The following is a 13,162-nucleotide window of genomic DNA, read 5'->3' as shown; positions in this document are numbered from 1 at the left end:
CCTCACACGGCCGTGCGCCGCACCGCGATCGCCAGGGTGTCGTCCTGATGGAGGACGTCGCTGAGCAGATCCTCGGCCAGCAGGCCGGGGATCTGCTCGGTAGGGCGCGCCCGATGGCGGCACAGGGCCTCCTTGAGCCGGGCCTCGCCCTCGCACGGGTCCCTGCGGCTCTCGGTGAGACCGTCGGTGTAGAGCAGCAGGACATCGTCGGGCTCCATGGTCGCCGTCAGGACGCGGTCGCTGCCCGGCATGGGGAAGCCGACGCCCCGTCCGCGCACCTCCAGATAGCTCGCGGTGCCGTCGCGCCGGGCGAGGAGGGCGGGCGGATGGCTGCCGTTGGCCAGGGTGAGCCGGCCGTCGGCGAGGTTCAGCCGGGCCAGCAGCAGGGTGGCCATGACGCTCTGGTCGAAGGGCGCGAGGACGCTGTCGGTACGCGCCACGATGCTCTCCAGCGGGTGCCCCTCCAGGGCGAGGGTGCGCACCGCGTGCGTGACGGTCAGCGCGGTGCGCGTACTGGTGATGCCGTGCCCGAGCGCGTCGACGACGGTGATGTGGACCGTGCCGTCCGGCAGGGTGAACCAGTCGTACAGGTCGCCGCCGGTGGGTGCCTCGTCGCTCGCGGGAGCGTAGTGCACGGCCAGTTCCAGGCCGTCGACGTGCAGGGGTCTGGGGCGCAGCGCGTCTTCCAGGGCGCGCAGGGTGCGGCCGTGCGCCGTCCGCAGCTGCTCGTCGCGCTCCTCCAGCTGTACGTACAGGGCCAGGACCCCGCTGTTGGTCTCGGCCAGTTCGTGCTTGAGCATGCGGTGCTCGTCCGCCAAGGCGTCGGCGCGGGCCAGCGCCGCCCGTAGCTCCTCCTCCAGGAGCGCGATGTCCGCCTCGCTGCTCTGCGCCGCCGCGGCGGAGGGCGCCGTGGAACGGCACGCCTGCTGCCCGATGGCCGGCACCGGATGGCCGTTCGTGCCGGTGGACGGCAGCGGGAGGTTCCACACCACCGTGCCGTCCGACCGGGTCCGCGCGCGCAGCGGCAGCCGCTCCGGCACCACGACGGGGACGGAGTTCTGCTGCGGCAGCCGCAGGGCCAGCGTCAGCTGGTGGGCGCCGTCCTCGTCCGTCTCGCGTCCGCTCATCAGGGTGACGGGGCGGCCGCCACCCAGGGCCGGGGCGGCCACCTCGCTCAGCGACAGGACGAGGCGCGCCCGGTCGTCGGCCGGCAGCCGGTGCCCCAGGGCGATGCTGCGCACGGTGTGCCGCAGAGCCGTGAGCGTACGGAAGGTTTCGCGGGTCATCTCATTCCCAGGTGGGGGCCAAGGGCAAGGACGGTGGCGTCGTCACGACGCCGGCGATGGGTGTGGGTCAGGGAGGCGGCCAGCAGCGCCGGGGGCAGCGTGAGACGCGCGGGGGTGGGGGCCTGCGTCCACCGGTGGTCGATGCCATCGGTGTGCACGGCCACGGTGGTGTGGTCGGACAGGTCCACGAACCGGCTCCTGGGCTTGGGCAGGGTGTATCCGATGATCCCTGCCTGCCCGTTGAACTGGTGGTGTACGCCTTCGGGGGAGAGCGCCACCGCGCGCACATTGCCCACCCCGCAGAACTCGGCCCGCCCTTCGGCGACGCGCAGCGCGGCCACGGCGGCGCCGCGCGTGTGCCGCAGCGCCTTGTGCAGGGCGGCCAGGATGGTCGCCAGCGGGGCGGCCGGGTCCGCCAGGAACGTACGCTCGGCACGCTGGGCCGCCATGGCGGCCTCGGGGCCGTGGCCGAGGCCGTCGATCACCAGCGCGGTGCGGACTCCGGAGTCCTCGGCGACGGCGTATCCGTCGCCGCTCGCTTCCTCTCCGTCGGCGGGCAGGCACAGGGCGCCCAGGGCCGTCGCGGGCGGCGGGGCGTCCGGACCGGCCAGGCGGGCGTGGATGAGTGTGCCGAGCCCCGCCTCGGAGCGGATGGCGAAGTCCGTGGCGATCCGGCGCGCGGCGCCGAGGCCCGCCCCGATCGTCCGGGTGGTGCTGTACCCGTCCCTGAGGCTCAGGCCGATGTCGGACATGCCGGGGCCGGTGTCGACGGCCAGGACGTCCAGGCCGCCGCCGAGCGGCGCCGGGTGGACGAACAAGGCGCCGTTGCGGGCGTGCTTGACGATGTTGCTGGCCAACTCGCTCGCCAGGACGGCCGCCTGGTCGGGCAGCACGCCCCGCATCTCGCAGGCGGAGGCGAGGGAACGGGCATGGTCGGCCGCACTCTGCACAGCGCTCGGATGGTCGATGACGATGTGCTGAGTACGGGCCGCGACGCCGCTGTTCACCCGCGTCCGTTCCAGCGCACGGCGGTCACGGTCGTGCCTTGCCCGGGGCAGGACCACACATGGAACTCGTCCATGAGGCGCCGCGCGCCGCCCAGACCGTGCCCGAGGCCCGCACCGGTGGTGAACCCGTCGATGAACGCCTGCTCGATGTCGGCGATGCCCGGTCCCTGATCGCTCACCACGAGCTTCAGGCCCCGGCGGCCGCCCTGCCGCACGATCTCCAGGGTGAGCGTGCCGCCGCCACCGTGCACATAGGCGTTGCGGGCCAGCTCACTGGCGGCCGTGACGATGCGTGTCTGGTCGACGAGTCCGAACCCGGCCCGCAAGGTCGCCTCGCGCACCGCGTGCCGCGCCGCCAGCAAGTCCTCCTCGGCCCGGATGGCGTGGACGGCGCGCAGGCCCTCGCTCTCCGAGTAGGTCTCGGCGCGCGTGGGGGAGGGGCGGGCCGCCGTCTCTTCGAGGTCACCGTAGAGGGACAACGGGGCCCCCCTTTGGGGGTCGGGAGGCCGGCCGCCAGCCCAACGCCATCATGCCCTGCTCGGCGTTGAGGGTGGTCTCCACGCCGGACAGCTCCAGTCCCAGTTCCACCAGAGTGATCGCGACCGCGGGTCGCATGCCGGCCACTATGACCCTGGCTCCCAGCAGACGTGCCGTGGTGGTCAGTTCCATGAGCGTGCGGGCCACGAACGAGTCGATGATCTCCAGCCGGGAGATGTCGATGAGGACGGCGCTGGCACGGTCACCGACGATGCGTTCCGTCAGCTCCTCGGTGAAGGCGATCGCGGCCTTGTCGTCCAGTTCGTTGAGCAGACCGGTGACCAGCACGTCACCGAGCCGCAGGATCGGGACGCCGCTCCGCGCGCCGCTCACCGCACGTCCGCGAACGGGGACTGGTGGGCCGGCTGATCCGTGAGCAACGGGATGGCGGCGGCCAGGGCGTCGGCCAGCGTCGCCCGGGTCAGGATGGCCGACAGGTCGATGCCGAGCTGCGCGATGATCTGCGCGATCGGCGGGCGGATGCCGCTGATCACACAGTCGGCGCCCATCAGCCGTACGGCGTTGACCGTCTGCATCAGGTGGTGCGCGACCGCGGTGTCCACCGTCGGCACCCCCGTGATGTCGATGATCGCGACCTGCGCCTCGTCCCGCTCGATGGCCTCCAGCAGGTTCTCCATCACCACCTGCGTCCGGGTGGTGTCGAGCGTGCCGATCAGCGGCACGGCGAGGACCCGGTCCCAGATGCGCACCACGGGCGTGGAGACCTCCAGGAGCTGACGGCTCTGGCGGCGGATGATCTCCTCGCGGCCCTCCACGTAGATCTCGAAGGACATCGCGCCCGCGGTGTCCAGCAGGCGGTTGATGAACAGCGCCGCGTGGTAGAGCGCGCTCACGTCACGCGTGTCGGACTGCACCGCTTCCAACAGCGCTTCCTTGAGGGCCAATATGGCCGGGGAAGTGGCCGTGGGGGTCGCGCCGCCCCGCGCGCGGCGCAGCGACAGGTCCGTGACGGCTTGGCGCAGGCCGGGGTGCGAGGTGACCACGTCCTGTACCGGAAGATCGGTCTCAAGACCGGCGAGCAGGGCTTCGACCAAGGAATCGGCTTCCTCGTTCAGCTCCGCCTCGGTGATGCCCGTCTCCAGAACCGCTTGTTCCGCCTGAAGCTGCACCCACCGGTCGGCCACCTTCTCGCCCTGCTCGCGCAGCGCGGAGCTGACGCGCAGCCGGGCCTCGGACTCACTGGTGTTCATTCCATCCACCTTAGCAATTGTTGTCGCACGGCAAATGTTAACCGAGGGTCGCGATCTTCAGAAGGCGGACCGTGACGACGCGTCAACCGGGTCGCCGACCTGCACCCTTGCCGCCCGTGTCCGACTGTCGGCCGTGCCGCGCCGCTGACCGAACCTGCACCTCGCAGGAACCGTTTCTTGGTCGATCCTCCATAACCGTCCGTGTGTACCTGGGAGCGTGGAAAGTAAACCCACGTGATCGGGCCATTTTTGACCGCACACGCCCCACGGGCCGGACAGCGCGGGGGTTCAGGCGGACTCGACCGGGCGGTCGCCCGCCGGCGTGCGCCCCGGCGTGGTGTGCTCCACCGCGCGGTGGAAGCCGTCCAGGCCTTTCACCAGCGCGGAGCGCTCCGCGGGACGCATCGCCGAGATGGCTTCCAGCAGCGCGCTCTCGCGACGGGCCCGCAGCTCGGTGAGGTAATTTTCTCCCCGGCTCGACAAGCGCAGTTCGAGTTCGCGGCGGCTCGCCGGGCTGAGGGACCGCTCGATGAAGCCCAGAGCGTGAAGGCGATCACACATACGACTGACCGAGGATGGCGCCGATCCCAAGAACTCACCGAGCGTCCGCAGGTTGATCCCCTGAGCGCCGTCCAGCGCGTACAGCACACGCAGCTGCGACGACGACACGGGTGCCGTCGGGGCGATGTCCCTGCCCCTGCTCCACAGCACTTCAAGCACTTCGATGACTTCCCGGGCAGCATGCGCGGCCGCATCCTGGTCGCCCCTGACGGAAGTTTCGGAATCCATGCCCTCAACTGTGACACTTCGCAGTGGTCCTGTCAGTCGCTGCGACATGGCAGGCCCTCGGCTCCTTCCGCACTCACGTCCGGGACTCACGTCCCGAACTCTCGCAGTTCCATCCCGAACAGGAACAGGTGGTACCCGACCGGTGGACAGATTCATGGCTGTGGAGCGCGCCCTGCGCAACTCCGCACCGCACGCTCTTCTCGAAGCAGTGCAGGAGGCGCTCACCGTGCACTACACAGCCCGCGACGTCGACCTGCTCATGGCCGATTACGCGATGACCATACTCCAGCCGGTCGACGCCCTTCCGTACACGGCGGCCCCCGTACCGATCCACACCAGCGCCCCCGGCCGGGCCTTCGGGGCGCAGGAGCCCTACGTCGAAGCCGACGGCCAGGGGGACCTGTGCACCGCTCACCTCCCGGTGAGCGTGCGCGGCGACCGCATCGGCATCCTCAGCGTCCGGCTGCCGGCCGCGGCCTGCGACCCCGCCACCTTGCGGGAATTGGCCGACGTGGCGGAAGTCCTCGGGCACGAGATCGTCGTGGCCGAGCGCGACACCGACCTCTACCTCCAGGCGCGGCGCGCCGACCGGCTCACGCTCGCCGCGGAGATGCAGTGGCAGCTGCTGCCGGGCCGGTCCTGCTCCCGCCCCGAGTACGAGATCGGCGCCCAGCTCGAACCGGCCTACGCCATCCACGGCGACAACTTCGACTGGTCGGCCTCCGCCGACCACCTCACGCTCACCGTCACCAACGGCATGGGCGAGGGCATCGAAGCCGCCCTGCTCACCAACCTGGCCGTCAACGCGCTGCGCAACGCCCGCCGCGCCGGACTCTCGCTGAGCGACCAGGCCTGCCTGGCCGACCAGGCCGTCTACGGTCACTACCAGGGCGCCGTCCACCTCTCCATGCTGCTCCTGCGCTTCGACCTGAGCACAGGAGAGACGGAGATCATCGACGCGGGCTCCCCGAAGATGTGGCGCATCCGCAACGGCAGGACCGAACCCGTCGGCCTGGACGCGCAGCTCCCGCTCGGCATGGCCGAGGACACTCCCTACACCGCGGAGCACTTCCGGGCCGAACCGGGGGACCGGCTCCTGTTCGTCAGCGACGGGGTGTACGACGTGGCGTCGCCGACGGGGGAGCGCTACAGCGAGCGCGCGCTCACCCGGGCGATGACCAACTCGCGCCTCCTGCCGCCGTCGCAGGTCCCGCGCGCGGTGCTCCATGAACTCACCGGGCACCGCGGCACGGCCACTCCCGCCGACGACGACGCCATGATCGTGTGCCTCGACTGGCGGGGCCGCCCCTGAGGCAAGCGCTGAGCCGAGCGGCCCGCGCCGGACAGGGATGGGGCAGCCGGACAGGGGTGAGTCACCCGGCAGGGGTGAGCATGCCCGCACGCAGGCGCTTCAGCGTGCGGGTCAGCAACCGGGAGACGTGCATCTGCGAGACGCCGAGGCGGTCACCGATCTGCGACTGCGTCAGCTCGTCGACGAACCGCAGCCGCAGGATCTCCCGGTCGCGCTCCTCGAGTCCGGCGATCAGAGGCGCCAGCGTGTGGAAGTCCTCCACGAGCTCCAGCGCGCGGTCCTCCTCCCCGATGAAGTCCGCGAGGGCCGCCTCGCCCTCGTCGGGGTCACCGTGCACGGCCGCGTCCAGGGAGGTGGAGTGGTAGCCGTTGGCGGCCACCTGGGCCTCGACGACCTCGTCCTCGGTCAGGTCCATGAGGGCGGCCAGTTCGGCGACCCGAGGGGCGCGGCCCAGCCGCGTGCTCAGCTCCTCCGTGGCCTTGGCCAGCTCCACCCGGGCCTCCTGGAGGCGGCGCGGGACGTGCACCGCCCAGGAGGTGTCACGGAAGAACCGCTTGATCTCGCCGACGATGTACGGCACCGCGAAGGTGGCGAACTGGGTGTCGCGGGACAGCTCGAAACGGTCGATGGCCTTGATCAGACCGATCATGCCGACCTGGACGATGTCCTCCATGTCGTCGGCCCGGTTCCGGAAGCGTCCGGCCGCGTAGCGGACCAGCGACATGTTCATCTCGATCAGGGTGTTCCGCACGTACTGGTACTCGGCGGTGCCTTCCTCCACCGTGGCGAGCCGGCCGAAGAACAGCTTCGACAGAGCTCGGGCATCCTGCGGCGCCACTGACTGCGGTGCGGTGATCTGCGGCAAGTGCTCGCTTGCGGTCACAGCCTGCGTGGTGGTCGCCATGGTGTCGAGTTTTCCCTCCCTGTCCGATCGGCCCCCGGGTGCGTGCGGGGGCCCGATGAGCCGCGACTACCCCGGTCCGCTCGCTTCATTCCCTTCGGATTCAGCCCAGCGGCCGCATCCGCCACAGCTGATCCGCTTGCGGGGTACGGCTCACACGGAGTCGATGAAGAAGACCTGGTCGGCGCGGTCGGCCGCGCAGGGCGCCTGCTTGGCTGTGGCGCCCTCGGCCGTGGAGCTGTCGGTGATTCCCACGCAGAACTTCCGGTCGGGCGCGTAGAGCGTGTAGATCCGGAAGGTGTTGGGCACGGGCGTGTCCACCGCCTCGATGTAGAACACGTTGGCCCCCGCGCAGTCGGTCGTGGTCTCCAGCATGTCGGGCACCGTGCTGACCGGGAACACCATGAGGCAGCGGATGCCTGCCTGGGTGCTGTGCCACTGGAGCTTGAACAGCCCATTGCCCTGCGGCGCCAGATAGGTGCGCGGCGACGTGGCCTGCGCGCAGGAACGCTGCACCGCGACCGGCACGCTCAGAAATCCGGCGCGGCCCTCGGCCAGGCACAGCCCGGGCGCGCTCGCCGGACGGATCTTGATCCAGCCCTCCTGGAGCCCCCGGAAGTTCCCCTGCACGAAGCTCGCACCGGGCTGGCGGTCGCAGGACCACTGGCGCAGTGCCGTGCCGTCGGCGGTGCCGGAGGAAGTGACCTCAAGGCATTTGCGCGGGCTCGCCGTCATCGGCTGGATCAGCGCCGCGTCCCCGTGGTCCTCGAAGCGGAAGCTCGTGCCGCTTTGATTGCCGCAGTCCGCCTGTACGACGGCGGCGCCGTTGTCGGCGCTGGAGTTCTCCACCGCCATGCACTTGCCGCTGAGGGCGCTGACGATCTGCACCGCGTCGCCGTGCGTCGAGGACATCCTCAGCGTCCACAGGGCTCCCTCCCGCCCGGCGCAGCGGCGCTGTTTGACGGGCTCTCCGGTCGCCGACGTGGCCACCTCCAGGCACATGCCGGTGTGCGTCGCGGCGATGTTGATCCCCTGGCCCGCGGCGGCGCCGGCGGGCGCGGCCGCCGGGCCGCCGACCGTCAGCAGGGCCAGGAGCAGCGCCAGAGCCAGCGACAGGACCAGGGGTGGCGCGGCCGCGTATGGACGGGGTGAACGGAACCTCAGCATGGAGTTCTCCATCCCTGTGGGAACGAGCCCGCCGGGGCCGCGGGCATGGCGGCGCAGATGCTGCCCGCGTGAGCTGACGCCGGACTGACGTGCGACCCCGTCAGGGGCGTGCGGGCCCCTGACCGAGGCCGCTCGTCAGCCACTCGTCGACGGTGACGACGTCCGCCCACTGCGGGAACAGCCGCTCCACGAGGACGCGGTGGACCTCGGGGTCGGTGTCCAGGCAGGCGTCGGAGAGGACGGTGAGGCCGAAGTCCATGTCGTTCGCCTGGCACAGGGTGGACAGCACCACGGCGCTGGTGGCGATACCGGTGAGGACGAGGCTGTCGATGCCGCGCGCCCGCAGCACCACGTCGAGATCGCTGCCCGAGAACGCGCTCGCCCGGCGCTTGGTCACCACGACGTCACCCGGCCGGGGCGCGACCTCGGGGTGGATCTCGGTCCCGGGGGCGCCCTCGACGTAGAGGCCGGCCCGGGCGATGGCCGCGAGAGGTTTGTTGCGCGTGCCGACTTCGGGGAAGCCGGGGCGCAGCGCTATGACCACGTAGATGACGGGTATGTCCGCGGCCCGGGCCCCGTCGATCGCCCTGCGCAGGCGCGGCAGGTATCCGGAACCGTCGTCGGCGATGTCCACGATGGCTTGTTGCACGTCCATCACGAGAAGGGCACTGCTCATGTCGTCTGTCTCCAGGAACGAAGGCCGTTGTCTCCAGGAACGAAGGCCGTTCGGCGGCGAAACGGGCAAGGTCGTCCGGGACAACATAAGGCGGCGACAGGAATCACGGTCGGCAGGTTTGCCGTGCCGTTTTCGGTGAACTCCGCCATACCGCCGGCCTGCGCTTCGCACCCCGAGCACGGTGATGTGTGGGTTAGGGTCGGGCTGTCTGTTTCCTGTCGTGTTTGCCGTCGAGGAGGGGCCGTTGAAGGACGAGGACGCGGAGAATCTGCTCGACGGACTGAGCGTCGACGAGTCCCGCCCGGAACGCCCCGTGCTCCTGGACGAGCAGGGGCGTCCGCTGCGGACGTGGCAGGAGAACTATCCGTACTCGCAGAAACTGCAGCGCAAGGAGTACGAGCGCCGCAAGCGGGTCCTTCAGATCGAACTCCTCAAGCTGCAGAAGTCGGTTCGTGACCAGGGGCTGCGCATCGTCGTGCTGTGCGAGGGGCGCGACGCCGCCGGCAAGGGCGGCACCATCAAACGTTTCACCGAGCGGCTCAATCCCCGCGGGGCGCGGACGGTCGCGCTGGACAAACCCACCGAGCGCGAGGCGAGCCAGTGGTATTTCCAGCGATACGTCGCGCACCTTCCGGCCGAGGGCGAGATCGTGTTCTTCGACCGGTCCTGGTACAACCGCGCGGGAGTCGAGCCGGTCATGGGATTCTGTACGCCCGAGCAGCACCGCCAATTCCTGCGCCAGGCACCGCTGTTCGAGAAGATGCTGACCGAGGACGGCATCATTCTGGTGAAGTTCTGGTTCTCGGTCTCCCGGGCCGAGCAGCGCACACGTTTCGCGATCCGCCAGGTCGATCCCGTCCGCCAGTGGAAGCTTTCTCCCACCGACGTCGCTTCGCTGGACCTGTGGGACGCCTACACCCGCGCCAAGGTGGAGATGTTCCGGGCCACGGACACGGAACACGCGCCGTGGACCGTGGTGAAGACGAACGACAAGCGGCGCGGCCGCCTCGAAGCCATGCGCCACCTCCTGCTGCGGGTCGATTACGAGGCGAGGGACGAAGCGGCGGTGGGCAAGGCCGACCCGCTGGTGATCGGCGCGGCCGACACGCTTCTGGAGCCGGGGAGGACCCGACGGACCTCTCGCCCAGCAGGCTCGCCGACACCGACGAAGGCCCCGGCCAGCACCCGGCCGGCGAGGGTCCGCCCGCCCTGTAGTCCCGGCACAGCACGTCGTACTGACCGAGCCCGTTGGCCCGCACGACGAGGCCCCGCGCCTCAGCCGGTGGCGCCCGCGGCTATGCGTCCGCTCAGCTCCTGCGCCGTCAGGCCGCCCGGCTCCCGCCCTTCGCGCACGCTCTCCCGGGCGGCGTCCTGCAACGCCGCGTTCACCGGGGTGGGCACGCCGTGTTCCCGGCCGAGCAGCACCAATTCCCCGTTGAGATAGTCCGTCTCGATCGAACCCGCGCCTCGCGCGAGGCTCTGCCAGGACGACCCGCGGGTGCGCTCGACGGGCATCGGCTGCGGGTCGACCGTTCCCTCGCGCAGCTCGGTGATCTCGGCGCCGCTCGCGTAGGCGATGCCCGCGGCGTCGAGGACCGCCGCGCCCTCGGCCTTGGCCCGGGCGATCAGGTCCTTGGCGGCGGCGTCCGAGGCGGAGCCGCACACGGCCTCGACCACATTGGCGAGGTTGCCGAGGAGCTTGCCGTACTTCCAGCGCATCACGTCCGCGACCACCGGAGCCAGGAAGCGCGCCTCCTCCAGGTCGCCCGCGATCCGCCGCGCGGTGTCGTCCACGCCCGCCCCGGGCCGGTCGGCGGCTGTCCCGTACCGGCCGATGACCAGGGCGCCGGTGTACGGGCCGCAGGGCGCGACGACCTCGCCGGGCTTCAGGTAGGTGCTGGGCAGGATGACGCAGACGCCGTACACGTTGCGGAACCGGCGCAGCGCCAGGCGCTCGTTTTCCACGCCGTTCTGGGCGCACACCAGAGGCAGGCGTTCGCCCGCGGTGCCGCCGCCCGCCACCGGCCGCGCGGCCCACGCGTCCAGGGCGGCCACGCTGTCCTGCGTCTTGACGGCGAGTACGAGCACGTCGTCGGCGCGCAGTTCGACGTCCTCGGGCCGGGCCACCACGGGCACGTCCAGGGTGAGGGTGCCGGTGGGGACCATGAGCCGCAGGCCGTTGTCGCGCAGCGCCTCGAAGTGCGCACCGCGGGCGACCAGGACGACGGACCGGCCGCTCTCGCGCAGCCGCCCCCCGATCGAACCGCCGACCGCTCCGGACCCGATGATGATGTACCGCATGTGCGCTCCCTGGCTCTCCGCGGCGTACCACCGGGCCAGGTCCTGCGCGTGCCGCTCGACCTCCTGATCGTCGCTGCCCGTCTGGACGTAACCCGCCACGTACGTACCGGACTTCTCGCCCCCCTGGTACGCCGCGCCCACCGTACCCCGCAGGCTTCCTCCGCCACGCTCTCGGGGGCGGCCTTGGGCCCGGAACCACCGTCGGGAGTGTGGAAGACCTCCGGGTGGAAGGTACCCCGGGGCGGCCCGGCACACCCGGCTCGTCCCGCCCGGCCGGGCGCCGGTGTCAGGGGCGCGCCGGGTAGGGCAGCAGTTCCCCGTCCGTCCGCTCCCACGCCGCGCGCAGCTCGGCCAGCAGTCCGGGTCGCGCGGTGGCCCGGTCGGCCTGCTCCCGCTGGTCCTCGGCGAGGTGGAACAACTGGTCCGCGCCACCCTTGCCCCGGTAGTACTTCCACTCCCCGCGCCGCAGCGCCCGCTCACCCCTGACCCGCCAGAACAGCTCCCGTTCGCCCAGTTCCGCGCCCTGGAGCAGATACGGGGCGAGGCTCGTGCCGTCCAGCGGATACGCGGCGTGCGGCCGCGCCCCGCCGATCTCCAGGAGCGTGGCCGTCCAGTCAGGGGTGAAGACGGGCTCATGGCTCACCTGCCCGCCGTCGATCCGCGCGGGCCACCGCACCAGGGTCGGCACGCGGATGCCGCCTTCCTTCAGGGAGCCCTTGCCTCCGGAGAGCGGCCAGTTGTACGAGAAGCGCTCACCGCCGTTGTCCGAGGCGAAGAAGACGAGGGTGTCCCGCTCCTGACCGGACGCCTTCAGTGCCCGCAGCACCTCACCGACCGACCGGTCCAGGTCCTGCACCAGCTGCGTGTACTTCGCCACGGAACCCCCGTCCTGGTGCCACAGCGCGCCCTTCTCGCCCGCCTTGATCCGCCGCACGATCTCGGCGCTCTCCTCCTCGTCGCCCTCGGCGATCCAAGGCCAGTGCGGCGTCGTGAAGTTGAGGTTGAGCAGCCACGGCCGGCCGTGCTCGCGCCGGATGTACTCACCGGCCCGCTCGGTCAGTATCCGCGTGTAGTACCGCAGGTCCTTGTACGCGACGTCACCTTCATAGAGGTCGTACTCCCCGCCGAGCCCCAGCTTCGAGTAGTACTCCAGGGCTCCGCCGAAGTTCCCGAAGAACTCGTCCCAGCCCGACTTCGTGGGGGAGTGGTCCGGCAGGTAGCCGCAGTGCCACTTGCCGATCAGCGCGGTCGCGTACCCGGCGTCGCGCAGCAGCGAGGCGAGCGTCGGGTGCGTCGGTTCGAGGCCCGTGGACTTGTCCGCGATGGGTTCCGCGAGGCCGCCCTCCGTACGCCCGGGAAAGCGCCCGGTGTAGAGGCTGAAGCGGGTGGGCGAGCAGGTCGCCGAACCGGAGTAGGCGTCCGTGAACCGCACACCCTGGCGCGCGAGGCGGTCCAGGTGCGGGGTCTTGATGTGCGGCGAGCCGTAGACGGACAGATCGGCCCAGCCGAGGTCGTCGCCGAGGATGAAAAGGATGTTGGGGCGCCGGGAACGGCGGTGCGCGGCGGCGCGGAACGGCTGCTCCCGGGGCGCGTCCGCGGCTTCGGCCCCGGCGGCGGGAAGCCCGACGGCCGCGGCGGTGGCGCTGACGACAACGGCGAAGGCACGTCGGGACAGCTTGGGTGAGGACGACGAGGACGCCGAAGGGGATGCCGAAGGGTACGAGGGTGACGAAGACACAGTGCGCTCCTGAACGGGCACGGCGCGCCAAGGCGTCACGTGCCCGGAGATGACGAGAAGAGGGGGCAGGGTTCAGGAGGCGCGGCGACAGATCGCGCTCGCCACCCGTACGAGGTCGACGTGGCGGCGCGCCACGAGCGTGACCGTCGGGTCGGCGAGAGGCTGCATGGCCGGGAGCTTGGCCGAGGAGTCAAGTACGTGTCAACGAAGGGGCCGGTCTGTTCACATGGGCTTCGC

General features: G+C 71.0%; 13 protein-coding genes and 1 pseudogene. 2 read left to right on the top strand and 12 right to left on the bottom strand.

The genetic code is table 11. The annotated features are described in order from the left end of the window. Nucleotides 1–2 precede the first annotated feature (2 nt). From J2N69_RS03140 to J2N69_RS03115, 6 genes are all read right to left on the bottom strand, one after another. On the bottom strand, nucleotides 3–1,286 hold the full coding sequence (locus J2N69_RS03140) for a PP2C family protein-serine/threonine phosphatase (RefSeq protein WP_230899339.1): 1,284 nt from the start codon (nucleotides 1,284–1,286) through the stop codon (nucleotides 3–5). Beyond that, the gene (locus J2N69_RS03135) at nucleotides 1,283–2,293 is read right to left on the bottom strand and encodes a SpoIIE family protein phosphatase (protein WP_230899338.1); all 1,011 of its coding nucleotides are present in this window, start codon (nucleotides 2,291–2,293) and stop codon (nucleotides 1,283–1,285) included. Before J2N69_RS03135 ends, J2N69_RS03140 begins: the two co-directional genes overlap by 4 nt. Next, entirely contained in the window at nucleotides 2,290–2,772 is a 483-nt protein-coding gene (locus tag J2N69_RS03130) for an anti-sigma regulatory factor (protein WP_391941075.1), read from the bottom strand. The genes J2N69_RS03135 and J2N69_RS03130 overlap by 4 nt, the downstream gene beginning before the upstream one ends. Then, nucleotides 2,756–3,163, bottom strand: coding sequence for an STAS domain-containing protein (locus J2N69_RS03125; RefSeq protein WP_230899337.1), 408 nt, complete (start codon nucleotides 3,161–3,163; stop codon nucleotides 2,756–2,758). The genes J2N69_RS03130 and J2N69_RS03125 overlap by 17 nt, the downstream gene beginning before the upstream one ends. After that, nucleotides 3,160–4,041, bottom strand: coding sequence for an STAS domain-containing protein (locus tag J2N69_RS03120; protein ID WP_230899336.1), 882 nt, complete (start codon nucleotides 4,039–4,041; stop codon nucleotides 3,160–3,162). Before J2N69_RS03120 ends, J2N69_RS03125 begins: the two co-directional genes overlap by 4 nt. Nucleotides 4,042–4,329: 288 nt before the next feature. Then, nucleotides 4,330–4,830, bottom strand: a complete 501-nt coding sequence (locus J2N69_RS03115; RefSeq protein WP_230899335.1) for a MarR family winged helix-turn-helix transcriptional regulator — start codon at nucleotides 4,828–4,830, stop codon at nucleotides 4,330–4,332. 154 nt (nucleotides 4,831–4,984) lie between these two features. Between J2N69_RS03115 and J2N69_RS03110 the strand changes: the two genes are divergently transcribed. After that, complete coding sequence (locus J2N69_RS03110) at nucleotides 4,985–6,142, top strand: PP2C family protein-serine/threonine phosphatase (RefSeq protein WP_230899334.1); 1,158 nt, start codon at nucleotides 4,985–4,987, stop codon at nucleotides 6,140–6,142. A gap of 61 nt (nucleotides 6,143–6,203) precedes the next feature. Here J2N69_RS03110 and J2N69_RS03105 read toward each other — a convergent pair whose 3' ends face one another. From J2N69_RS03105 to J2N69_RS03095, 3 genes are all read right to left on the bottom strand, one after another. Then, nucleotides 6,204–7,046: an RNA polymerase sigma factor SigF gene (locus tag J2N69_RS03105; RefSeq protein ID WP_230899333.1), complete on the bottom strand. Its 843-nt coding sequence runs from the start codon at nucleotides 7,044–7,046 to the stop codon at nucleotides 6,204–6,206. A gap of 150 nt (nucleotides 7,047–7,196) precedes the next feature. Further along, a complete protein-coding gene (locus J2N69_RS03100; RefSeq protein ID WP_230899332.1) occupies nucleotides 7,197–8,210 on the bottom strand; it encodes an RICIN domain-containing protein in 1,014 nt (337 codons plus the stop codon). Between the two features lie 100 nt (nucleotides 8,211–8,310). Next, a complete protein-coding gene (locus tag J2N69_RS03095; protein ID WP_230899331.1) occupies nucleotides 8,311–8,886 on the bottom strand; it encodes a cysteine hydrolase family protein in 576 nt (191 codons plus the stop codon). Nucleotides 8,887–9,070: 184 nt separating this feature from the next. Here J2N69_RS03095 and ppk2 point away from each other — a divergent pair. Next, nucleotides 9,071–10,101: pseudogene (gene ppk2 / locus J2N69_RS03090) on the top strand (polyphosphate kinase 2). A 60-nt stretch (nucleotides 10,102–10,161) separates the two neighbouring features. On the opposite strand, the gene J2N69_RS03085 reads toward ppk2, so the two are convergent. The 3 genes from J2N69_RS03085 to J2N69_RS36490 form a co-directional block, all read right to left on the bottom strand. Further along, a complete protein-coding gene (locus J2N69_RS03085; RefSeq protein WP_230904552.1) occupies nucleotides 10,162–11,187 on the bottom strand; it encodes a ketopantoate reductase family protein in 1,026 nt (341 codons plus the stop codon). Nucleotides 11,188–11,473: 286 nt separating this feature from the next. After that, nucleotides 11,474–12,925 (bottom strand): sulfatase family protein, encoded by a 1,452-nt coding sequence (locus J2N69_RS03080; RefSeq protein WP_230899330.1) that lies wholly within the window; start codon nucleotides 12,923–12,925, stop codon nucleotides 11,474–11,476. Between the two features lie 72 nt (nucleotides 12,926–12,997). Continuing rightward, nucleotides 12,998–13,093, bottom strand: a complete 96-nt coding sequence (locus J2N69_RS36490) for a putative leader peptide (RefSeq protein ID WP_320591742.1) — start codon at nucleotides 13,091–13,093, stop codon at nucleotides 12,998–13,000. Between the last annotated feature and the right edge of the window lie 69 nt (nucleotides 13,094–13,162).

The organism is Streptomyces huasconensis, from assembly GCF_021028635.1.
GTDB classification, from domain to species: Bacteria; Actinomycetota; Actinomycetes; order Streptomycetales; family Streptomycetaceae; genus Streptomyces; species Streptomyces huasconensis.
The sequence above is the reverse complement of the archived record's forward strand: the minus strand, read 5'-3'. Positions and strand labels throughout refer to the sequence as shown.